The organism is Citrobacter sp. Cpo221, from assembly GCF_030332345.1.
GTDB classification, from domain to species: Bacteria; Pseudomonadota; Gammaproteobacteria; order Enterobacterales; family Enterobacteriaceae; genus Citrobacter; species Citrobacter portucalensis.
In genome coordinates this window covers 71,322-93,126 of record NZ_JAOWIA010000060.1, presented here as the reverse complement: position 1 = coordinate 93,126, position 21,805 = coordinate 71,322, and the positions used below count along the sequence as shown (strand labels likewise).

Below are 21,805 nucleotides of genomic sequence, written 5' to 3'. Positions count from 1 at the left end.
GGAATCACCTATATGAATGCTCCATTTACTTATGCATCGCCCACACTCAGCGTAGAGGCACTTAAGCATTCTATTGCCTATAAGCTGATGTTCACGATTGGTAAGGACCCGGTCATTGCCAATAAACATGAGTGGCTGAACGCCACGTTGTTCGCGGTGCGCGACCGTCTCGTGGAGCGCTGGCTGCGTTCTAACCGTGCGCAATTATCTCAGGAAACTCGTCAGGTCTATTACCTGTCTATGGAGTTTCTGATTGGCCGCACGCTTTCCAATGCACTGTTATCGCTGGGCATTTATGACGATGTCAAAAATGCGCTGGAAGGAATGGGGTTGGATCTTGAAGATCTGATCGACGAAGAAAACGACCCGGGTCTTGGCAATGGCGGTCTCGGGCGCCTGGCGGCCTGCTTTCTGGACTCTCTGGCAACGCTGGGATTGCCGGGACGCGGCTACGGTATTCGTTATGACTACGGCATGTTCAAGCAGAACATTGTTGATGGCCGCCAGAAAGAGTCGCCGGACTACTGGCTGGAATACGGTAACCCGTGGGAATTCAAACGCCACAACACGCGCTACAAAGTGCGTTTTGGCGGGCGTATTCAGCAGGAAGGAAAGAAAACGCGCTGGATAGAAACCGAAGAGATCCTCGCGGTCGCCTACGACCAGATTATCCCCGGCTACGACACCGACGCCACCAACACGCTGCGTCTGTGGAATGCCCAGGCCAGTAGCGAGATTAATCTCGGTAAATTTAACCAGGGCGACTACTTTGCGGCGGTGGAAGATAAAAACCACTCCGAGAACGTCTCCCGCGTACTGTACCCGGACGACTCCACCTATTCAGGACGTGAACTGCGGCTGCGCCAGGAGTATTTCCTGGTCTCCTCCACGGTGCAGGACATTCTGAGCCGTCATTACCAGCTGCACAAAACCTACGACAACCTGGCGGATAAAATTGCCATTCACCTCAACGACACCCATCCGGTGCTGTCGATCCCAGAGCTAATGCGTTTGCTGATCGATGAGCATAAGTTCAGCTGGGACGATGCGTTTGAGGTCTGCTGCCAGGTCTTCTCGTATACCAACCACACTTTGATGAGCGAAGCGCTGGAGACCTGGCCTGTCGATATGCTGGGCAAAATTTTGCCGCGCCATCTGCAAATCATCTTTGAAATCAACGACTACTTCCTGAAAACGTTACAGGAACAGTATCCGAACGATACCGATCTGCTGGGGCGGACGTCGATTATCGATGAATCTAACGGCCGTCGTGTGCGTATGGCATGGCTGGCGGTGGTGGTGAGCCACAAGGTTAACGGCGTTTCCGAGCTGCACTCCAACCTGATGGTGCAGTCACTGTTTGCTGATTTTGCGAAGATTTTCCCGACTCGTTTTTGCAACGTCACCAATGGCGTGACGCCGCGTCGCTGGCTGGCGCTAGCCAACCCGTCGCTCTCTGAAGTGCTGGATGAGAACATTGGACGCACCTGGCGAACCGATCTCAGCCAGCTCAGTGAGCTTGAGCAGCACTGCGATTACCCGCTGGTAAATCAGGCGGTGCGCCGCGCGAAGCTGGAGAATAAAAAGCGTCTGGCCACGCTTATTGCCCAGCAGCTGAACGTGGTGGTGAACCCGAAATCGCTGTTTGATGTGCAGATAAAGCGTATTCACGAATACAAACGTCAGTTGATGAACGTGCTGCATGTGATTACCCGCTACAACCGCATTAAGGCCGATCCTGACGCTGAGTGGGTACCGCGTGTGAATATCTTCGCAGGTAAAGCGGCTTCTGCTTATTACATGGCGAAACACATCATTCACCTGATCAACGACGTCGCGAAAGTGATCAACAACGATCCGCAAATTGGCGACAAGCTGAAAGTGGTGTTTATCCCCAACTACAGCGTCAGCCTGGCGCAGGTGATTATTCCTGCTGCCGATCTGTCTGAGCAGATTTCTCTGGCCGGGACCGAAGCCTCCGGTACCAGTAATATGAAATTTGCTCTTAACGGCGCGCTGACCATCGGGACGCTGGACGGTGCCAACGTTGAGATGCTGGAGCATGTGGGCGCAGAAAATATCTTTATCTTTGGTAATACGGCGGAAGAGGTCGAGGCTTTACGCAGCCAGGGCTACAAGCCGCGTGAGTATTACGAGAAAGATGAAGAGCTGCACCAGGTGCTGACGCAGATCGGCAGCGGCGTATTCAGCCCTGAGGAGCCGGGACGCTATCGCGACCTGGTGGATTCGCTGATTAACTTTGGCGACCACTATCAGGTTCTGGCGGATTATCGCAGCTACGTTGATTGCCAGGATAAGGTTGATGAACTGTATCGTCACCCGGAAGAGTGGACCACCAAGTCGATGATTAATATCGCCAACATGGGGTACTTCTCGTCGGACAGGACGATCAAAGAGTACGCCGAAAACATCTGGCATATTGATTCGGTGCGGTTGTAATAAGGGATAGGACTACCTGTAGGCCGGATAAGGCGCTAGCCGCCATCCGGCAAAAGGCCCGATAGCGATGACGCTTACCGGGCCTACAGGGCGCTCGTTGCCGGGGGCGCTTCGCTTGCCCGGCCTACGTTCGTGTACTTGCTTACGACGCCAGTGACAGCTGGTGTTTCTCGATATACTCCGCCAGCCACTGGGTCATGCGTGACTGCTGCTCAGCGTTCAGCCACATACCTTCTTTCGTGCGACGCCACAGCGCATCTTCCGCGCGACGAACCCATTCGTGATCGACCAGATATTTCAGCTCGGCCTCATAAAACTCATGGCCAAAGTCTTCACCTAACTCGGCAAGCGAGGTGGCTTCGCCGATGACCCATTCGGTGTTGCTGCCGTAGGTGCGAGAATAATGGCGTGCCAGCGACTCGGTCAGGAACGGGTATCGACGGCGCAGTTTGGCTGCGTAATCTTCGCGATCGCCGCCAATGTCACCGCCTGGCAGAATGCACTCTTTCGTCCATGCCGGACCAATTCCCTGATAGTACGATGCCAGTTTTTCCATCGCGTGCTCAGCCAGCTTACGATAGGTGGTCAGCTTACCGCCAAAGACCGACAGCAGCGGCGCTTTGCCGTTTTCGTCGTGGATATCCAGCGTGTAATCACGGGTGATCGCCTGCGGTGAGTCAGACTCGTCATCGCACAGCGGACGCACGCCCGAGTAAGTCCAGACGATATCATCACGACCCAGTTGTTTCTTAAAGTGCGCGTTGTAGACCTTCAGCAGGTAATTGATTTCGCTTTCATCAATTTTCACTGCTTTCGGATCGCCTTTGTATTCAACGTCTGTCGTCCCAATGATCGAGAATTCATCCATCCATGGGATAACAAACACAATACGTTTATCTTCGTTTTGCAGAATATAAGCTTGCTTCTGGGTATGTACGCGCGGCACTACGATGTGGCTGCCTTTGATCAGGCGAATACCGTACGGCGATGGCAGGTGCATACCGTCGTCGAAGAACTCTTTCACCCACGGACCGGTGGCGTTGACCAGGCCACGCGCCTGCCAGGTGTGTTTTTTGCCGGTATCGATATCTTCAGCTTCAACAATCCACAAACCGTTTTCACGGCGAGCAGAGGTGGCGCGAGTGCGGGTTAATACTTCTCCGCCTTTGCGTACGACCATTTGGGCGTTTGCCAAAACCAGTCGCGCATCGTCTACCCAGCAGTCCGAATATTCGAAACCGCGCACAATCTCAGGTTTCATTACGGAATCTGCGCCAAAACGCAAACCTGTAGAACTTGGCAAACTGGTGCGTTTGCCCAGATGATCGTACATAAACAAACCAATGCGGATCATCCACGCCGGACGCAGGTGCGGGCGGTGGGGCAGACGAAAGCGCATCGGAAAGGCGATATGCGGTGCCATTTTCAACAGCACTTCACGTTCGGCCAGCGCTTCGCTTACCAGACGAAATTCGTAGTGTTCCAGGTAGCGCAGGCCACCGTGGATGAGTTTGGAGCTAGCGGAAGAGGTGGCGCAGGCTAAATCCTGCGCTTCCAGCATCAGCACGGATAAACCGCGTCCAGCGGCATCTGCCGCGATACCGGCACCGTTGATGCCTCCACCTATCACAATCAGATCTTTGGTTTCCATGCTGGCCTCTCGCACTTTCGTTATAGCTCATTAATGTTCGTTATCGAGCATAATAGCAAAGAATCGCGCCATTGGTAACATCGGATAAACAATTTACAGTGATACATATAACATTATGGCGTTTAACTGCCGTCGGGACGTACACTAAGCAGTAACATGTCCGAAAAGCGTCACCTGCCATATAAAGAAGAGAGAGCAATGGATCAGTTTGAATGTATTAATGTCGAAGAAGCGCATCAGAAGCTGCATCAGGGTAGCGCGGTGTTAGTGGATATCCGTGATCCGCAAAGCTATGCCATGGGTCATGCCCCGCAGGCGTTTCATCTGACGAACGACACGCTGGGGTCATTTATGCGCGAGCATGATTTCGACACCGCCGTGTTGGTGATGTGTTATCACGGCAACAGCAGTAAAGGCGCGGCGCAATATCTTCTTCAGCAGGGCTATGACGCGGTTTACAGCGTTGACGGCGGCTTCGACGCCTGGCATCGACATTTTCCGGCAGAAGTGGCATACGGTTCGTAAGGCTATACCCAAATTAATTCGAGTTGCATCGCGACGGCGACGCAGCGAATCTCCGGGAGCGTACGAACAGTACGTGACCGGAGTGAGCGAGGAAAGCCAACAAAGATGCAGCTCGAAGTAAGAAGGGTATATATACTGTCCTCTTTTGTGTGGATGAAGCGACAGCAACCATGTTGATGATTACCTCTTTTGCTAACCCCCGCGTGGCGCAGGCATTTGTTGATTATATGGCGACACAGGGCGTTATCCTGACGATTCAACAACATCAGCAAACGGATGTCTGGCTGGCGGATGAGTCCCAGGCCGAGCGCGTGCATGCTGAACTGGCGCGATTTCTGGAGAATCCGGGCGATCCGCGCTACCTCGCGGCAAGCTGGCAGTCGGGTCAGACCGACAGCGGTCTGCACTACCAGCGTTATCCGTTCCTGGCCACATTGCGCGAACGCGCAGGTCCGGTAACCTGGTTGGTGATGGCCGCGTGTGTGCTGGTGTTTATTGCGATGAACGTGCTGGGCGACCAGGCGGTGATGCTCTGGCTGGCATGGCCGTTTGACCCTTCGCTGAAATTTGAATTCTGGCGTTATTTCACCCACGCTTTTATGCACTTCTCGCTGATGCATATTCTGTTCAACCTGTTGTGGTGGTGGTATCTCGGCGGTGCGGTTGAAAAGCGTCTGGGCAGTGGAAAACTGATTGTAATTACCGTGATCAGCGCCCTGTTGAGCGGCTATGTTCAGCAGAAATTTAGCGGCCCGTGGTTTGGTGGACTGTCTGGCGTGGTATATGCGCTGATGGGCTACGTGTGGTTGCGCGGCGAGCGCGATCCGCAAAGCGGTATTTTCCTGCAGCGTGGTTTGATTATCTTTGCTTTGATCTGGATTGTTGCCGGCTGGTTTGATCTATTCGGCATGTCGATGGCGAATGGCGCTCATATCGCCGGATTGGCCGTGGGTCTGGCAATGGCGTTTGCCGATACTATAAATGTACGAAAACGAACTTGACTCAAGTTTTGTGGTGCCGGAAGGCGGTGTGCGTTTGGACCAATTTGTAGGCCGGATAAGCGTCAGCGCATCCGGCAAAATTTCAGGGAACCATAATGAAGCAAACACAACGACATGACGCGATCATCGAGCTGGTAAAAAAACAGGGATACGTCAGTACTGAAGAGCTGGTGGAGCATTTCTCCGTCAGCCCGCAGACGATTCGCCGCGATCTTAACGATCTGGCCGATCAGAACATGATTTTGCGCCATCACGGCGGCGCGGCGTTGCCATCCAGCTCGGTCAACACCCCGTGGCATGACCGTAAAGCGACGCAGACTGCGGAAAAAGAGCGCATTGCCCGCAAAGTTGCCACGCAGATCCCGAACGGCTCTACGCTGTTTATTGATATCGGAACCACGCCGGAAGCGGTGGCTCACGCGCTGCTTAATCACAGCAATTTACGCATTGTGACCAACAACCTCAATGTGGCGAACACGCTGATGGCGAAAGAGGATTTCCGCATAATACTCGCCGGTGGTGAACTGCGTAGCCGCGACGGCGGTATTATGGGCGAAGCGACCCTCGACTTTATTTCTCAGTTCCGTCTGGACTTCGGCATCTTAGGGATCAGCGGCATCGACAGCGACGGTTCCCTGCTGGAGTTTGATTATCACGAAGTTCGCACCAAGCGCGCGATCATTGAGAATTCACGGCATGTGATGCTGGTGGTGGACCACTCGAAGTTTGGGCGTAACGCGATGGTTAATATGGGCAGCATCAGCATGGTGGATGCGGTGTATACCGACACGCTGCCGCCTGCTGGTGTGATGCAGGTGATTGCTGACCATCATATCCAGTTAGAGCTGTGCTAAGGTAATCCCAGGCCTGATAAGCGTTGCGTATCAGGCATTAACTAAACGCCGTACCCCATCATCTTCAGCAGCTTCTGCGCATGTTGCACCGCATCCTGGCGATGTGCGACGCCGAGCTTTTGGTACAAATTGCGGATGTGCGTCTTGATGGTCGTTGCCGCGACGGCCAGCTCTCCGGCGATCTGCTCGTTGCTGTAGCCCGAATAAATCAGTCCCAGAACCTGCCATTCGCGCTGGGTCAGCGGGCTGGTGCGGATAAGCTCCGGCACTTCCGGGTGAGTAAGCAGACGCTCAACGAACCCTTCATCGAAGTGGGCAAATTTATGGCGGTGGTGCTGGTTAATCTCACGCAAAATGCGCTGGGCGCGGTGCTGATCGAGTTCCGGTAAGGTATTGAGCTGAATCAGCTGACGCAGTTGTTGCGCCATGGCCTCGCCTTCGATAACAAAGTGGCTGATGAATCCGGTGCGGTTCGCCAGCTGTAGGGCGTCGAGTAACACACGCTGGGCGTCATTTTTGCGCCCTGCCTGCCAGTAGAGCTGATTAAGCAGCAACAGGTTACGGTTCAGATCGCTCATCAGGCGCAGATTGCGCGCATTTTCATTCAACTCTTCCAGCACAATCTCAGCCGGTTCAAACTCGCCGAGCAGGATTTGCGCGCGAGCGATGTTGCGCCACTGGCTTTGCAGGAAGTGGTTATTGGCGAATTCTGGTTTTGGCGTGTGGCGCAGCCAGTTGGCGGCCGAGTTTTTGTCGCCCACCATTTGCCAGTAAATCACCCGCACCTTATCGGCGTTGGAGATCCAGTCGCTGTGATAGTGACCGTTACCCAGCAGGTTTTCCAGGCGGTTGAGCAGGCTGCGAGCGTTATCGAGATCGCCCCGTGCCAGTGAACACTGAACCAGCAGCGCCAGACACTGTAGCTGTTGCTGCGGCTGGAAAGTGGAAAGCAGTTCAATACCGCTACGGGCAGAGGCTTCTGATTCGTCCAGACGCGCCCATGCCCACAGTAGTTGTGCGCGAATACGTACCAGAAATTCGTGCATCGGCAGCTGTTCCAGGTGCTGCTCTTTGATCAGCTGGAATGCTTTTTCCTGAGTTTCCCAGGCGGCCTGTAAAAAGCCCTGGGCAAACAAAATTTCACTTTGCTGGATAAGACTCCACAGCGCGTAATGCCAGACGTCATGATGACGCGCCATTTGCTCGGTTTGCTGCATTAACGCCAGAGAGCGCGTGAGATCGCCCTTACAGTGCAGGACTTCGCCGTGCACCGAGGTGGCGACGATCCGGCTATAGAACCAGGCGATGGGTAACTCATCCAGGGCCAGTTTCGCCAGGCGTTCGGCTTCGTCAGGGTTGCCGTCGTTAATCGCTACCTGCGCCCGTAAAGCGTTGAATTCGGCGTGCAGTGTCGGCTCCATGTCGCCTTTCATTTCCTGCTCTGCGCGCGCCAGCAAGGTGTTAACCTCTCCGTAGCGGTGCTGGCTTTGCATCAGCCAGGCTTGTAACAGAACCAGACGTGGATTTTCCAGCAGGCTTTCCCACGGCAGGGCTTTCAGTGACTCTTCCAGTAACGTCAGCTCGCTGTGGTTAAACAGTCCCCACGCATGATTAAGCAGGATATCGCGCAGCATATGGGCGTCGCCGGCCGCCAGCGCGTGGTGGATAGCTTCGCTGGGGAAGCCTTGCGCCATCCAGCTTTCAGCTGCGGCGCGGTGTATTTCGGGCAGTTCGTTCGCCAGCTCCCATTGACAGCGCTGGCGTAAAAAACTGCCAAACAGCGGGTGATAGCTGAACCACTCGCCAACGTCGTCCATCCGTTGCAGGAATAACCCCTGGCGCTCAATTTCTTCCAGCCGCATCTGGCCGTTTTCTTCCCCGGTAACGCGGACGATCAGCGCATCGTTCATGGAACGCAGAATGGCGCTTTTCAGCAGGAAGTGACGGGTGCCGAGGTCGACGCTGTCCAGCACTTCATCAACCAGATAATCGGACAAATGGCTGGCGTTGATCCCTGCGAGGCGTCGTGCTGACTGGTGCGCGGAATGATTGTTCTGGCGGGCGGAAAGGGCGATCAGTTGTAACGCCGTGGCCCAGCCAGCAACGTCATCGCACATCCGGCTGCTTTCTGCCGCTTCAATGGGAGAGGACAAACGTCGGTCGAAAAATTGTTTGGCTTCCTGATGGTTAAAGGCCAGCTGTTGGCTGCCTATCTCCAGCAGTTGATCGCGTACCCGCAGGTTGGCAATACCCAGTTGCGGCAGATTGCGCGACAGCACGACCAGCGTGAGGTTCTCAGGCTGGTGACGCAGGAAGAAACGCATCGCTTCGTGAATGGCCGGGTTAGAGATCAGATGATAATCATCTACTACCAGGTAGAGCGGGCGGTGCCACTCGGCCAGTTCGATAAATAGCTGGGCAAACAGTGACGTCAGGCTGGCGTACTGACGTTTTTGCACCATTGCTTCACTGGTGGTGCAGTGTCCACCTGTTGCCTGTTGGATAGCGGCGATCAGATAACTGGCAAAGCGCTCTTGCTGATTATCGCCCTCATCCAGAGAATACCAGCCTAAATCATTTTTCCCTGCCGCCCATTGTGAAACCAGCGTCGTTTTTCCATAACCAGCAGGACTTGTTATCAGGGCAAGCCTGAAATTGTTCGCGCCGGAAAGTTTAGCCAACAGGCGCTCACGAACCACCGTATGGTCGAGTCGAACCGGACGACTTAATTTAGACGGAATCAACATAAGTTAGTCACTTCACTGTGTGAAAATAGGGAAGAATGATTTTTTTTGCGCTTCGTAATTAATAGATATAAGGTCGGCCAGATTGGTGTTTTATGCAAGCTAAGCGGACTTTTTGTGTGTCTGATTTTGCACTATGTCACAAATCTATACATCTATTGCAATAAATGCTTTAAAGAGTCGCAACAGGCGTGGCGACTGGATCCGTCGTTATTTTAACTGTGTTGAAAAATCCCTCTCTTTTTATATGGTTGCTCAAATAGCTAATGAATATCACCGAATTTTGTGGCCGACTTAAAAGTTTTATGTGAACTATCTTATCCGGCACAGATATTTCAGGTTAGAAACTATTTCCCTATTTACACATTGTTTCTCATCGTCATATCGCTATTTGATATTGTCGATTAATCCTTTGTTACTAATGCGTCATCCGAAGAGCGTTATGCGGGGTTTGCGCGAATTTACGGGCAATTACCTCCCCTTTAAGTGGTGGTGATCACACTTTTATGCTCATCCCCGCTCCTCCTCCCTCCCTAATCCGTGCCAGGATGAGGAATGTCAACAACGAGCCAGGCAAACTAGCGATAACGTTGTTTTATTACCTAAGGATCTGGAACCCCTATGTCACAGCCTACTTTCAACAAAGATCAATTTCAGGCTGCCCTGACGCGTCAGTGGCAGCGCTTCGGTTTACTGTCGGCTCAAGAAATGACGTCGCGCCAGTGGTGGCAGGCAGTGAGTGGGGCGTTGGCTGAGTTACTCAGCGCCCAGCCTGCGGCGAAACCGGCAAAAAATCAGCGTCACGTTAACTACATCTCGATGGAGTTTTTGATTGGTCGCCTGACCGGCAACAATTTACTCAACCTCGGCTGGTATCAGGCGGTGAGCGATGAGCTGAAAGCGCATGACGTCAACCTGACTGATCTGCTGGAAGAAGAGATCGATCCGGCGTTGGGTAACGGTGGATTGGGACGCCTGGCGGCCTGCTTCCTTGATTCGATGGCGACAGTCGGCCAGTCGGCGACGGGCTATGGCCTCAACTACCAGTACGGCCTGTTCCGTCAGTCGTTTGCCGATGGCCAACAGATGGAAGCCCCGGATGACTGGCATCGTGGCAGCTACCCGTGGTTCCGTCACAACGAGGCGCTGGATGTGCAGGTTGGGATTGGCGGCAAGGTCACCAAAGAAGGGCACTGGGAGCCAGGGTTTACTATCACCGGCCAGGCTTGGGATCTGCCGGTTCTCGGTTACCGTAACGGCGTAGCGCAACCGCTGCGTCTGTGGCAGGCCAGCCATGCGCACCCGTTTAACCTGACCAAATTTAATGACGGCGATTTCCTGCGCGCAGAGCAGCAGGGCATCGACGCTGAAAAACTGACGAAAGTGCTGTACCCGAACGATAACCACACTGCGGGTAAAAAGCTGCGCCTGATGCAGCAGTACTTCCAGTGCGCCTGCTCCGTAGCCGACATTCTGCGCCGCCATCATCTGGCAGGGCGTAAGCTGCACGAACTGGCTGATTACGAAGTCATTCAACTTAACGATACTCACCCGACTATCGCGATCCCTGAACTGCTGCGCGTGCTGATTGATGAGCACCAGATGAGCTGGGACGATGCGTGGGCGATTACCAGCAAAACCTTCGCTTACACCAACCACACCCTGATGCCGGAAGCGTTAGAGTGCTGGGATGAGAAACTGGTGAAAGCACTCCTGCCGCGCCACATGCAAATCATCAAAGAGATTAACGACCGCTTTAAGACGTTGGTTGATAAAACCTGGCCGGGTGATGCTGAAGTCTGGGCGAAGCTGGCAGTGGTGCACAGTAAACAGGTGCGTATGGCCAACATGTGCGTGGTCAGCGGTTTTGCGGTCAACGGTGTGGCGGCGCTGCACTCCGATCTGGTAGTGAAAGATCTGTTCCCGGAATATCACCAGCTCTGGCCGAACAAATTCCATAACGTCACCAACGGGATTACTCCGCGTCGCTGGATTAAGCAATGTAACCCGGCGCTTGCCGCACTGCTGGATAAATCGCTGAAAAAAGAGTGGGCTAACGATCTCGATCAGCTGATCAATCTGGAAAAATACGCCGACGACGCGAAGTTCCGCCAGCAGTATCGTGACATCAAACTGGCGAACAAAGAGCGCCTGGTGAAGTTTATTAAAGCGCGTACCGGTATTGAAATAACGACTAACGCTATCTTTGATATTCAGATTAAACGTCTGCATGAGTACAAGCGCCAGCACCTGAATCTGCTGCATATTCTGGCGTTGTACAAAGAAATCCGTGAGAACCCGCAGGCAGATCGCGTGCCGCGCGTATTCCTGTTTGGCGCAAAAGCTGCTCCGGGTTACTACCTGGCGAAAAATATCATCTTCGCCATCAACCAGGTTGCACAAACCATCAATAACGACCCGAAAGTCGGCGACAAGCTGAAGGTCGTCTTCCTGCCGGATTATTGTGTCTCGGCGGCGGAAATGCTGATTCCGGCGGCGGATATCTCTGAACAGATTTCAACCGCAGGGAAAGAGGCTTCCGGCACCGGTAACATGAAGCTGGCGCTGAACGGTGCGTTAACCGTAGGTACGCTGGATGGAGCAAACGTCGAAATCGCCGAGAAGGTGGGTGACGAGAATATCTTTATCTTTGGTCATACCGTGGAAGAGGTGAAGGCGCTCAAAGCCAAAGGCTACGACCCGGTGAAATGGCGTAAAAAAGACAAAGTGCTGGATGCTGTCCTGAAAGAGCTGGAAAGCGGGAAATACAGCGATGGCGACAAGCATGCCTTTGACCAGATGCTGCACAGTATCGGCAAGCAGGGCGGCGACCCGTATCTGGTGATGGCGGACTTCGCGGCCTACGTTGAAGCTCAGAAGCAGGTTGACGTGTTGTATCGTGACCAGGACGCCTGGACCCGGGCGGCGATTCTGAATACCGCGCGTTGCGGCATGTTCAGCTCGGATCGCTCCATCCGCGATTATCAGGCTCGTATCTGGCAGGCGAAACGTTAAGGAATCGCGATGGAAAGCAAACGTCTGGATAATGCCGCGCTGGCGGCGGGGATCAGCCCCAATTACATTAATGCCCACGGTAAACCGCAGTCTATTGGCGCCGAAACCAAACGGCGTTTGCTTGACGCCATGCATCGCACCACCGCTGCCACTCAGGTGGCGGTAACCCCGGTGCCGAACGTCATGGTCTATACCGCTGGCAAGAAAATGCCGCTGGCGGTTGAGGGAAGCGGAGAGTTTAACTGGTTGCTGACCACCGAAGAGGGCGTGCAGCACAAAGGGCATGCCGTCGGCGGTAAATCTTTTAACCTTCCGGCGAAGCTGCCGGAGGGGTATCACACGTTGACCCTGACCCAGGGCGAGCTGCGTACCCATTGTCGTATCATCGTGGCGCCAAAGCGCTGTTACGAACCGCAGGCGTTGTTAGCCGGGCAGAAGCTGTGGGGGGCATGTGTTCAGCTCTACACCCTGCGATCGGAAAAGAACTGGGGGATCGGCGATTTTGGCGATCTCCGCACCATGCTGGTGGATGTGGCGCAACGCGGCGGCGCGTTTATCGGGCTTAATCCGATTCACGCGCTGTATCCGGCGAATCCGGAGAGCGCCAGCCCGTACAGCCCGTCGTCACGCCGCTGGCTGAACGTTATTTATATTGATGTGAACGCAGTTGATGATTTCCGTCTGAGTAAAGAGGCGCAGGCGTGGTGGCAGAAACCCGCGACTCAGCAGGCTCTGCAACGCGCGCGCGATGCCGAGTGGGTTGATTATTCTGCTGTTACCGCACTGAAGATGACGGCGCTACGTATGGCGTGGAAAAGCTTCTCTGCGCGTGATGATGAGCAGATGGCGGCATTTCGCCAGTTTGTGGCTCAGGAAGGGGATAGCCTCTACTGGCAGGCAGCTTTTGATGCACTGCATGCGCATCAGGTGAAAGAGGACGCATTGCGCTGGGGCTGGCCGGTGTGGCCAGAAGCTTTCCAGTCAGTGGACTCGCCAGAGGTAAAACGCTTCTGCGAAGAACATCGTGATGACGTAGGTTTCTACCTGTGGTTGCAATGGCTGGCGTATACCCAGTTTGCTGACTGCTGGAAAACCAGCCAGGGGTTTGCAATGCCAATTGGACTGTATCGCGACCTGGCCGTTGGCGTGGCCGAAGGCGGGGCGGAAACCTGGTGTGACCGCGAGTTGTATTGCCTGAAAGCTTCGGTTGGCGCGCCGCCGGATATTCTCGGTCCGCTTGGGCAAAACTGGGGACTGCCGCCGATGGATCCGCACATCATCACGGCACGTGCTTACGAACCGTTTATCGAACTGCTGCGCGCCAATATGCAAAACTGCGGCGCGCTGCGTATTGACCATGTTATGTCGATGCTGCGTTTGTGGTGGATCCCTTACGGAGAAACTGCCGATCACGGTGCCTACGTGCATTATCCGGTTGACGATCTGCTGTCAATTCTGGCGCTGGAAAGTAAACGTCACCATTGCATGGTGATTGGTGAAGATCTGGGTACAGTGCCGGTGGAGATCGTCAGCAAGTTGCGTGACAGCGGCGTCTACTCCTACAAAGTGCTTTATTTTGAGAATGACCATGAGAAAAACTTCCGTGCACCGAAAGCGTACCCGGAACAATCAATGGCAGTCGCGGCGACGCATGACCTTCCTACGCTTAAAGGTTATTGGGATAGCGGCGATCTGACGCTGGGTAAAGCACTGGGCCTGTACCCGGATGAAGTCGTGCTGCGCGGGTTGTATCAGGACCGAGAACTGGCGAAACAGGGGCTGCTGGATGCGCTGCACAAATACGGCTGCCTGCCAAAACGTGCCGGTCACAAGGCGTCCCTGATGTCGATGACGCCGATTCTGAATCGCGGCATGCAACGCTACATTGCTGACAGCAACAGTGCGCTGCTGGGCCTGCAGCCGGAAGACTGGCTGGACATGGCTGAGCCGGTCAACATTCCGGGGACCAGCGATCAGTACAAAAACTGGCGGCGTAAGCTCACCGCCACGCTGGAACAGATGTTTGCCGATGAGGGCGTGAATAAGCTGATTAAGGATTTGGATAAGCGGCGAAAAGCGGCCGCGAAGAAGAAGTAAAAAAGCCGGGGATTTCCCCGGCTTTTTTATGGTGATATCACTGGACGCTGATAAGCGTAGCGCCATCAGGCACTGTTTTATCAGACGACCATACCCAGCAGCAGACACCCTACCAGACCGCAGACGGAGATAATGGTTTCCAGCATTGACCATGACTTGATGGTTTCACCGATGGTCAGGTTGAAGTACTCCTTGAACAGCCAGAAGCCTGGATCGTTCACGTGGGAGAAAATGACGGAACCGGAACCAACCGCAATAACCATCAGCTCAGGGCTTACGCCGGTCGTTGCAATCAGCGGTGCCGCAATCCCACCAGCGGTGATCGCTGCAACGGTCGCGGAACCCAGTGCGATACGCAGTACCGCAGCGATAGACCATGCCATCAGCAGTGGAGACACGTTAGAGCCGTGCATCATTGAGGCGATGTATTTGTCCACGCCGCTATCAACCAGAACCTGTTTAAAGGCACCGCCACCACCGATGATCAACAGCATCATCGCGATGATTTTGATTGAGGACACCAGCGTGTCGTTAATCTGATCCATCGAACGTCCGCGGTTCAGACCAAAAGTGAACATCGCAATCAGCACCGCAATCAACGTTGCCATGACCGGGTCACCGAGGAATTCAGCAACCGTCAGGAAAGCATGGCCTTTCGGCAGAATCATCTCTGCCACGGCGCGCATTGCCATCAGGATAACCGGGACCAGAGAGGTCCAGACGCTGACGCCAAAGCCTGGCATCTCTTCTTCAGTGAAGGTTTTTGCGCTGTACAGACCTTCCGGGATTGGCTTATCGATGCCTTTCAGGAAACGCGCGTATACCGGACCGGCGAGAATAACGGTCGGGATTGCCAGAATCGTACCAAACAGCAGAGTTTTACCCATATCTGCGTGGAAAATGGTGGCAATAGCGGTTGGACCCGGGTGCGGTGGCAGGAAGCCGTGAGTAACGGACAGCGCAGCCGCCATCGGCACACCAACGTACAGCAGCGGGATGTTAGCAGCGGCAGCAATGGTGAATACCAGCGGCAGCATCAGCACGAAGCCAACTTCGTAGAACAGGGCAAAACCGACGGTGAAGCCGGTTAATACCACCGCCCACTGAATGTGTTTTTTGCCGAATTTAGCAATCAGCGTGGTTGCGATGCGCTGTGCGCCGCCGCAGTCCGCCAGCATTTTGCCCAGCATGGCGCCAAAACCCATAATCAGGGCGAGGCTGCCAAGGGTTCCGCCGACGCCGGCTTTAATCGAACCGATGACTTTATCCAGTGGCATCCCTTGCATCAATCCGACAGCAAGCGCCACCAGGACGAGAGCGATGAAGCCGTTCATTTTGAAACGGATCATCAGGAGGAGTAACAAGATTACACCGATAGCAACGATGACTAATGGCATGATTTACCTGGCCTTTACTTTGTTATGGGTAACGTCAGTGTTTAGATGACAAATTCCGATTGTCCCGACCGGGAACAGAGTATTCTCAGCACCAATGCTGGTTGCCTTCAAAACTAATCAGTTTAACTGGCTATTATGTGTGTGTTAGGTGCTGATACGAATGATACGGGTAACATGCCGCGCTTGAAAATCACCTGGACAGGCAAAATTTAAAATATGAGAGGCTGGTCAAATTATGCGGGGGATTGTTGCAGGATAAATGCGAAGAAATGTTGGGGCGTAAGCCGGAGTCAGCGATTACGCTACCACCCGGCATTAATGCCCGATAGCGACGCGGGGGCGTCTTATCGGGCCTACGGATACTCTACAGGTTCAGGCGTTAGTAGTAAGAGTGCTCGCCGCGCTGGTGTTCGGTTAAATCGCGAACGCCTTTCAGTTCAGGGAATTCAGCCAGCAGCTGCTTCTCGATACCTTCTTTCAGCGTTACATCTACCATTGAACAGCCGTTACAGCCGCCGCCAAACTGCAGAATGGCGTAGCCTTCATCGGTGATTTCCATCAGAGAGACACGACCACCGTGGCCAGCCAGCTGTGGGTTGATCTGCGATTGCAGCATGTACTCCACGCGTTCCATCAGCGGCGCATCATCGGCAACTTTACGCATTTTGGCGTTTGGTGCTTTCAGGGTCAGTTGGGAGCCTAACTGGTCGGTAACGAAATCGATTTCTGCATCTTCCAGATACGGTGCGCTCAGTTCATCAACATATGCGGTCAGCAGGTCAAATTTAATGGCGGTGTCGGTTGCTTCCACGGCGTCCGGCGGACAATAAGAAACGCCGCATTCAGCGTTAGGCGTGCCGGGATTAATCACAAATACGCGGATTTGTGTCCCTTCTTCCTGATTTGCCAGCAGTTTGGCAAAGTGCGCTTGTGCAGCATCGGAAATATGGATCATAGTAATGGCCTAATAGTTGACTATTTTACTTGGTTATAATACGCCCATCATCGAGGCTCTACAAGGTTCGACACAGGCACCATACCTGGACAGTCGCCGCGCCGTTGCGTAAAAGCAGCTGCGCGATTTCCGCGACGGTACTTCCGGTAGTGACGACATCATCCACAATAACCATATGGAGTCCCTGCACCGGCAATTCAAGGCGAAAGGCATTTTTCAGGTTTTGTTTACGTAATCGGGCGCTGAGATGGTGCTGTGTGGCGGTTGCCCGAACCCGCGAGATGGTCCGGATGTCCCAGTCGCAACCCAGCCAGCGTGCCAGCGGACGGCACAGTAAATCGCTCTGATTAAACCCTCTGCGCCAGTGTCGGCGTTGCCAGAGCGGGACGCTGACCAGCCTGTCCGGTAGAAGAAGGCCGCTGGCGCGCCGGGCCTGTAGTACCTCCAGCAATAGCAAACGTGAAAGAGCTGAGGCTGTTTCGCTGCGTCGTGAAAACTTGAGCTGGTGGATAAGCCCGCTCAACGGCGGAACATAGTCGCTGACGGTAACCAGTCTCTGCCACGGCGGCGGTTTTTGCAGGCAGCGCCCACAGGGAATGACGGTATGAGCGGCAGGGAGTCCACATTGAGGGCACAGGCTGGCGTGTTGACGCGTTGCCCGCGTACAGACTGAGCAGATCCCCCAATGCCCTAACGTCAGGGGCATTCGGCATAGCCAGCACAATCCCGGTACTGTTAGCATAGATGCATCCTTTCAGGCTAAAAGAGAACAATAACTGATGAATGACATCTGGTGGCAGACCCAGGGTTCGGGAAATTGTCATCTTGTGCTGCTGCACGGATGGGGACTGAATGCGCAAGTGTGGCATTGCATAAGCGAGGAACTGAGCTCGCATTTTACGCTGCATCTTGTCGACTTACCGGGATTTGGTCGTAGCCAGGGTTTCGGTGCAATGTCGCTGGAAGAGATGGCTGAGCGGGTATTGAAACAGGCACCGGAGAAAGCTATTTGGCTCGGCTGGAGTCTGGGTGGGCTGGTCGCGAGTCAGGTAGCGTTAACGCATCCTGAGCGTGTTCAGGCGCTGGTGACCGTCGCGTCTTCCCCTTGCTTTAGCGCGCGGGATGAGTGGCCGGGAATCAAGCCAGAGGTGCTGGCAGGTTTCCAGCAGCAGCTGAGCGAAGATTTCCAGCGTACGGTGGAGCGTTTTCTGGCATTGCAAACGATGGGCACAGAAACTGCGCGTCAGGATGCGCGAGCGCTGAAGAAAACGGTACTGGCTTTACCCATGCCGGACGTCGAGGTGCTCAATGGTGGACTTGAGATCCTGAAAACGGTCGATCTGCGAGAACCGCTGTGCGCGGTGGCAATACCTTTCCTGCGGTTGTATGGCTATCTTGACGGGCTGGTGCCGCGCAAAGTCGTCCCGATGCTGGATGCACTGTGGCCGCAGAGCGAGTCTTTGGTGTTTGCCAAAGCGGCGCATGCGCCGTTTATCTCGCATCCCGCCGAATTCTGTGCTGCGCTTGTGGCGTTAAAACAGAAACTATAAATTTGATGTGTTGCCCGGTGGTGCCATGCTCGCCGGGCCTGAGATTAATGGCTGCGCGTAGCCAGATCCTCAGCGGTCAGGCCAGTAATTCTGAAGATGGTTAGTGGGTCTATACCATCAGCCTGCATAGTTGATGCAATACGTAATGCTTCCTCTCGTTTGCCTTGTTGCAGACCCGTTTGTAACCCTTCTTGCAACCCTTTCCTATGGCCTTCCTGAAGACCATTAAGGTGCCCTTCCTGTCGTAATCTTTCGGCGATAGTCATCAACTTGTCCTTATGTTGGGGTAAACGTTCGGCGACTTCATGAAGGAACTCGCCAAAATGTGTGGTGTTACCGGCCTGCATTAAATAATTAAACAAGGCTTTCAACTGGTTGTCATTAGCGTGTCCTTTAACAAGCAGGATGGCCAGCTTTTCTACCAACCCCATCAAATCGCGTTTACGGATATGTTTTTGGATGAGTTCCAGCAGCGCTATCCGGCGATGCTCTGATGCTTAATGATGGTGTAAATATAGCCATCGCCTTCGCGAGTTTTTAACGACCACAGCACATCAGAGTAGTACGCGCGCAAATCGTCCTCAATAAAGCTACCCGATTCCAGTTGCAGCGTTTTAAGATCGCAAAGTTTTTGCAAAGAGGCTGGAAGATGAAGCTGAAGAAAGTCGCGTGCGGTCGCCGGGTGGTTTAAGAACGTTTTGAAAATCGCGTCATGCGGCGTAGCAGTCGTGTCAGTATTCATGGCGATCCGTCACCTGAGAAAAAAGATGACGAGACTCTACTTCCCAGGTTACCAGTAATCATCCACGAATTAATAACGATGCGTGGCTGGCTGGAGGATAGATCTTTTTTGCTGAAATAATGAAATCTGCGTGGAATCCATTTCGCAAAAAAGCCGGATATCAGCGTAAACGCGTTATCCGGCCTGGACGTTTGCATCATTTGTAGGCCGGATAAGCGTAGCGCCATCCGGCAAAGAGCATCTGATTAGCGTAAAGCCCACCACTCGCGCAGGCAGGCTTTACCTTCTGGGCAACTTTTGCAGCTTCCGGAAAGACACCCGTCGGCATCTTCCTGAATCCGCACCGCTTTGCCCATCTTTTCTAACTGATTCAGCATGGCGTCAATCATGGGCTGCGGGGTATGCAGCGTGTGGCTAATTTGTGTCGCCTCCATGCGCCCCCGCAAAGCCAGTAAATCACGAACCTGAATAAGCGATGCCATTGTCGATAACCTTAGTGGCAATCGCCAGTCGTGCTGGAACAGCAGGAACTCGCCGTTCTGTTGGTTGCCAGCAGTGCGAGGTCCACGCGGCTGCGAGCTCGACGCAGAAGGCCCAGCAACACGATGTTAAACAGGATGACCGCTAAAATGCACACCAGGCTGTAGGTCGGGTGTTCTTTGTAGCTGACCGTCTGATAAAACAGCGTCGACAGAGAGTAGGCGATATTCAGGCCCCACAGAATCGAGAAGCTCATCCAGCCACGGCTGGATTCACGTGCGATAGCGCCCATCACTGAAATGCACGGTACATACAGCAGAACAAAGATCAGATAGCTGTACGCGGCGGCGGCGCTGCCAAATTTCTCGCCCATCACGCCCATTGCACCGGTAGCCATTTCACCGTCGCCCTTGCTGGCTTCGATAGGGTTAGCCAGCACGCTCAGGCTGAAAGTGTCTTTCAGGCTTTGCCAGGTTTCATCTACCGCGCCGAGCAGCTCGTCACCGAGGTGGAAATCTGCCGGGTTGAACTCTTCTTCCTGAATGTTTTCTGCGGTATAGAGCGTGTTCAGCGTACCGACAACCACTTCTTTCGCCATCGCGCCGGTGAACAGACCTACGGTTGCCTGCCAGTTATCTTCGTGAACACCAATCGGCTTAAAGACTGGGGTAATGACGCGGCTAACGGAAGCCAGAGCAGAGTCGTTGATGTTGTCGACGATTTTCCCGCTCAGTGAGAAGCTGTTAAACGCGCTGAGGAAAATGCTGACGATGATGATGACTTTACCTGCACGCAGAACGAAGCCTTTCAGACGTTGCCAGGTTTGAATGATCAGACTCTTAATGTGCGGTACGTGATATACCGGCAGCTCCATCACGAACGGCGTTGCTTCGCCACGCATGATGGTGTGTTTGAGCATCAGGCCGGTCAACACCGCCATAACGATACCCAGCACGTACAGCGAGAAGACCGCCAGCGCGCCGTTCTGACCAAAGAACGCGGCGGCAAAGACGGCGAAAATCGCCAGACGTGCGCCACAGGACATAAACGGCGCCATCATGATGGTCATCAGACGCTCACGCGGGGCGTCCAGCGTACGCGCGCCCATCACTGACGGTACGTTACAACCAAAGCCGACGATCAGCGGGACAAATGATTTGCCCGGCAGTCCCAGCGCCTGCATTAGACGGTCCATCACAAATGCGGCGCGCGCCATGTAGCCGGAGTCTTCAAGGAAAGAGAGGAACAGATACATCATGCCGATTTGCGGTACCAGCGGCAGCACGGTGTTAATCCCGCCGCCAAGGCCCTGGGCCAGGAAGATAGTCAGCCAGTCCGGGAAATGCAGCGTATAGCCAATCCACTGAATACCATGGATAAAGAGCGCCACGGAGCCAACATCAAACAACGGCTGCAGCGCGCCGCCAATGTTGATGGCAAGCAGGAACATCAGGTACATCACGAACAGGAAAATCGGCAGACCGAGGAAGCGGTTGAGGATAATTTTATCTACCGCTGTGGTGAAACGGCTCGGCTCTGCCGTCAGGGTATTACTGACGGTATCGCAGATAGCGGCAATGCACTGGTAACGTGCATCGGCAATATGTAGCGCCGGGTCGTCCATTGTCTCACTCAGGCGAGCAACAGCGGCATCAAGGTTTTGTGCTGCATCACCGGCGTAAGCACGGCTGTAGATATCGCCTTCGAGCATCTGCAGGCCTAGCCAGCGGCGCTGTTTGAGCGGCATATCTTTGGCCATTGCGTCGGCGAGAGAATCAGCTTCTTGCAGCAGCGGCTGGGCATAATGGACCAGCTCAACGGTGTCGTTTTCTTTGTAGCGATCGATCGCCAGCTTCAGTGCTTCAATGCCGCGCGCACGAGTGGAAACCAGTGGAACCACCGGACAGCCAAGACGAGCGGAGAGGGCGTCGATATCGATACGGATTTGCTGTTTCTCAGCAATATCCAGCATGTTCAGTGCAACGATACAGGGAATACCCAGCTCAAGCAGTTGCAACGTCAGGTAGAGGTTGCGTTCAAGGTTTGAAGCATCGACCACGTTGATCAGCAGATCCGCGTCGCCGCTTAAAATATAGTGGCAGGCAATCTGCTCATCGAGAGAGGTTTGGGATGAGATTGTCGTCAGAGAATAAGTGCCGGGTAAATCGACCAGCGTGACCTGGTGGTCCGTCGTGGCGAAATGGCCTTCTTTACGCTCAACGGTAACGCCAGCCCAGTTGCCTACACGCTGGCGCGCGCCGGTGAGCTGGTTGAATAAAGTTGTCTTGCCGGAATTAGGATTACCAATTAAACCAATGGTTAGTTTTTTCATTT

The 21,805-nt window shown here is 54.0% G+C and carries 15 protein-coding genes and 1 pseudogene; 7 read left to right on the top strand and 9 right to left on the bottom strand.

Annotated elements, in window-relative coordinates; translation table 11 throughout:
• Nucleotides 1–12: 12 nt before the first annotated feature.
• Nucleotides 13–2,460, top strand: coding sequence for a glycogen phosphorylase (gene glgP, locus OGY72_RS20980; RefSeq protein ID WP_148361377.1), 2,448 nt, complete (start codon nt 13–15; stop codon nt 2,458–2,460).
• Nucleotides 2,461–2,602: 142 nt separating this feature from the next.
• On the opposite strand, the gene glpD is transcribed toward glgP, so the two are convergent.
• The gene (gene glpD, locus OGY72_RS20975) at nt 2,603–4,111 is read right to left on the bottom strand and encodes a glycerol-3-phosphate dehydrogenase (RefSeq protein ID WP_003023494.1); all 1,509 of its coding nucleotides are present in this window, start codon (nt 4,109–4,111) and stop codon (nt 2,603–2,605) included.
• Nucleotides 4,112–4,309: 198 nt separating this feature from the next.
• Between glpD and glpE the strand changes: the two genes are divergently transcribed.
• The 3 genes from glpE to OGY72_RS20960 all read left to right on the top strand — a co-directional run bounded on the left by glpE (nt 4,310) and on the right by OGY72_RS20960 (nt 6,491).
• Nucleotides 4,310–4,636 carry a thiosulfate sulfurtransferase GlpE gene (gene glpE / locus OGY72_RS20970; protein WP_003827629.1) on the top strand — a complete coding sequence of 109 codons (327 nt, stop codon included), beginning with the start codon at nt 4,310–4,312 and terminating at the stop codon, nt 4,634–4,636.
• Between the two features lie 170 nt (nt 4,637–4,806).
• On the top strand, nt 4,807–5,637 hold the full coding sequence (gene glpG, locus OGY72_RS20965; RefSeq protein ID WP_003827632.1) for a rhomboid family intramembrane serine protease GlpG: 831 nt from the start codon (nt 4,807–4,809) through the stop codon (nt 5,635–5,637).
• A gap of 95 nt (nt 5,638–5,732) precedes the next feature.
• Nucleotides 5,733–6,491 (top strand): DeoR/GlpR family transcriptional regulator, encoded by a 759-nt coding sequence (locus tag OGY72_RS20960; protein WP_003023499.1) that lies wholly within the window; start codon nt 5,733–5,735, stop codon nt 6,489–6,491.
• A 41-nt stretch (nt 6,492–6,532) separates the two neighbouring features.
• Here the strand turns inward: OGY72_RS20960 and malT are convergent, their stop codons facing one another.
• A complete protein-coding gene (malT, locus tag OGY72_RS20955; protein WP_003827634.1) occupies nt 6,533–9,238 on the bottom strand; it encodes an HTH-type transcriptional regulator MalT in 2,706 nt (901 codons plus the stop codon).
• A gap of 618 nt (nt 9,239–9,856) precedes the next feature.
• Between malT and malP the strand changes: the two genes are divergently transcribed.
• A complete protein-coding gene (malP, locus tag OGY72_RS20950) occupies nt 9,857–12,250 on the top strand; it encodes a maltodextrin phosphorylase (RefSeq protein ID WP_286549236.1) in 2,394 nt (797 codons plus the stop codon).
• 9 nt (nt 12,251–12,259) lie between these two features.
• Nucleotides 12,260–14,347, top strand: coding sequence for a 4-alpha-glucanotransferase (malQ, locus tag OGY72_RS20945; protein ID WP_286549233.1), 2,088 nt, complete (start codon nt 12,260–12,262; stop codon nt 14,345–14,347).
• Between the two features lie 80 nt (nt 14,348–14,427).
• On the opposite strand, the gene gntT is transcribed toward malQ, so the two are convergent.
• The 3 genes from gntT to gntX form a co-directional block, all read right to left on the bottom strand.
• The gene (gntT, locus tag OGY72_RS20940) at nt 14,428–15,744 is read right to left on the bottom strand and encodes a gluconate transporter (RefSeq protein WP_079938117.1); all 1,317 of its coding nucleotides are present in this window, start codon (nt 15,742–15,744) and stop codon (nt 14,428–14,430) included.
• A gap of 379 nt (nt 15,745–16,123) precedes the next feature.
• Nucleotides 16,124–16,699, bottom strand: a complete 576-nt coding sequence (gene nfuA / locus OGY72_RS20935; RefSeq protein WP_003023509.1) for a Fe-S biogenesis protein NfuA — start codon at nt 16,697–16,699, stop codon at nt 16,124–16,126.
• Nucleotides 16,700–16,757: 58 nt separating this feature from the next.
• Nucleotides 16,758–17,441 (bottom strand): DNA utilization protein GntX, encoded by a 684-nt coding sequence (gene gntX / locus OGY72_RS20930; RefSeq protein WP_286549228.1) that lies wholly within the window; start codon nt 17,439–17,441, stop codon nt 16,758–16,760.
• 37 nt (nt 17,442–17,478) lie between these two features.
• Between gntX and bioH the strand changes: the two genes are divergently transcribed.
• Nucleotides 17,479–18,249, top strand: a complete 771-nt coding sequence (bioH, locus tag OGY72_RS20925; RefSeq protein WP_063941388.1) for a pimeloyl-ACP methyl ester esterase BioH — start codon at nt 17,479–17,481, stop codon at nt 18,247–18,249.
• Nucleotides 18,250–18,293: 44 nt separating this feature from the next.
• Here bioH and OGY72_RS24980 read toward each other — a convergent pair whose 3' ends face one another.
• The 4 genes and pseudogenes from OGY72_RS24980 to feoB form a co-directional block, all read right to left on the bottom strand.
• The gene (locus OGY72_RS24980; RefSeq protein WP_502872612.1) at nt 18,294–18,683 is read right to left on the bottom strand and encodes an Rpn/YhgA-type helix-turn-helix domain-containing protein; all 390 of its coding nucleotides are present in this window, start codon (nt 18,681–18,683) and stop codon (nt 18,294–18,296) included.
• A 53-nt stretch (nt 18,684–18,736) separates the two neighbouring features.
• Nucleotides 18,737–18,991: pseudogene (locus OGY72_RS24975) on the bottom strand (Rpn family recombination-promoting nuclease/putative transposase); the annotation flags it as partial.
• 245 nt (nt 18,992–19,236) lie between these two features.
• On the bottom strand, nt 19,237–19,473 hold the full coding sequence (feoC, locus tag OGY72_RS20915) for a [Fe-S]-dependent transcriptional repressor FeoC (RefSeq protein ID WP_003023516.1): 237 nt from the start codon (nt 19,471–19,473) through the stop codon (nt 19,237–19,239).
• 11 nt (nt 19,474–19,484) lie between these two features.
• The gene (gene feoB, locus OGY72_RS20910; RefSeq protein ID WP_003827652.1) at nt 19,485–21,803 is read right to left on the bottom strand and encodes a Fe(2+) transporter permease subunit FeoB; all 2,319 of its coding nucleotides are present in this window, start codon (nt 21,801–21,803) and stop codon (nt 19,485–19,487) included.
• Nucleotides 21,804–21,805: the final 2 nt, after the last annotated feature.

Bases quoted from the DNA above. Each gene is read 5' to 3' on its own strand.
- glgP (WP_148361377.1), top strand. From the start codon at position 13: ATGAATGCTCCATTTACTTATGCATCGCCCACACTCAGCGTAGAGGCA.
- glpD (WP_003023494.1), bottom strand. From the start codon at position 4,111: ATGGAAACCAAAGATCTGATTGTGATAGGTGGAGGCATCAACGGTGCC.
- glpE (WP_003827629.1), top strand. From the start codon at position 4,310: ATGGATCAGTTTGAATGTATTAATGTCGAAGAAGCGCATCAGAAGCTG.
- glpG (WP_003827632.1), top strand. From the start codon at position 4,807: ATGTTGATGATTACCTCTTTTGCTAACCCCCGCGTGGCGCAGGCATTT.
- OGY72_RS20960 (WP_003023499.1), top strand. From the start codon at position 5,733: ATGAAGCAAACACAACGACATGACGCGATCATCGAGCTGGTAAAAAAA.
- malT (WP_003827634.1), bottom strand. From the start codon at position 9,238: ATGTTGATTCCGTCTAAATTAAGTCGTCCGGTTCGACTCGACCATACG.
- malP (WP_286549236.1), top strand. From the start codon at position 9,857: ATGTCACAGCCTACTTTCAACAAAGATCAATTTCAGGCTGCCCTGACG.
- malQ (WP_286549233.1), top strand. From the start codon at position 12,260: ATGGAAAGCAAACGTCTGGATAATGCCGCGCTGGCGGCGGGGATCAGC.
- gntT (WP_079938117.1), bottom strand. From the start codon at position 15,744: ATGCCATTAGTCATCGTTGCTATCGGTGTAATCTTGTTACTCCTCCTG.
- nfuA (WP_003023509.1), bottom strand. From the start codon at position 16,699: ATGATCCATATTTCCGATGCTGCACAAGCGCACTTTGCCAAACTGCTG.
- gntX (WP_286549228.1), bottom strand. From the start codon at position 17,441: ATGCTAACAGTACCGGGATTGTGCTGGCTATGCCGAATGCCCCTGACG.
- bioH (WP_063941388.1), top strand. From the start codon at position 17,479: ATGAATGACATCTGGTGGCAGACCCAGGGTTCGGGAAATTGTCATCTT.
- feoC (WP_003023516.1), bottom strand. From the start codon at position 19,473: ATGGCATCGCTTATTCAGGTTCGTGATTTACTGGCTTTGCGGGGGCGC.
- feoB (WP_003827652.1), bottom strand. From the start codon at position 21,803: ATGAAAAAACTAACCATTGGTTTAATTGGTAATCCTAATTCCGGCAAG.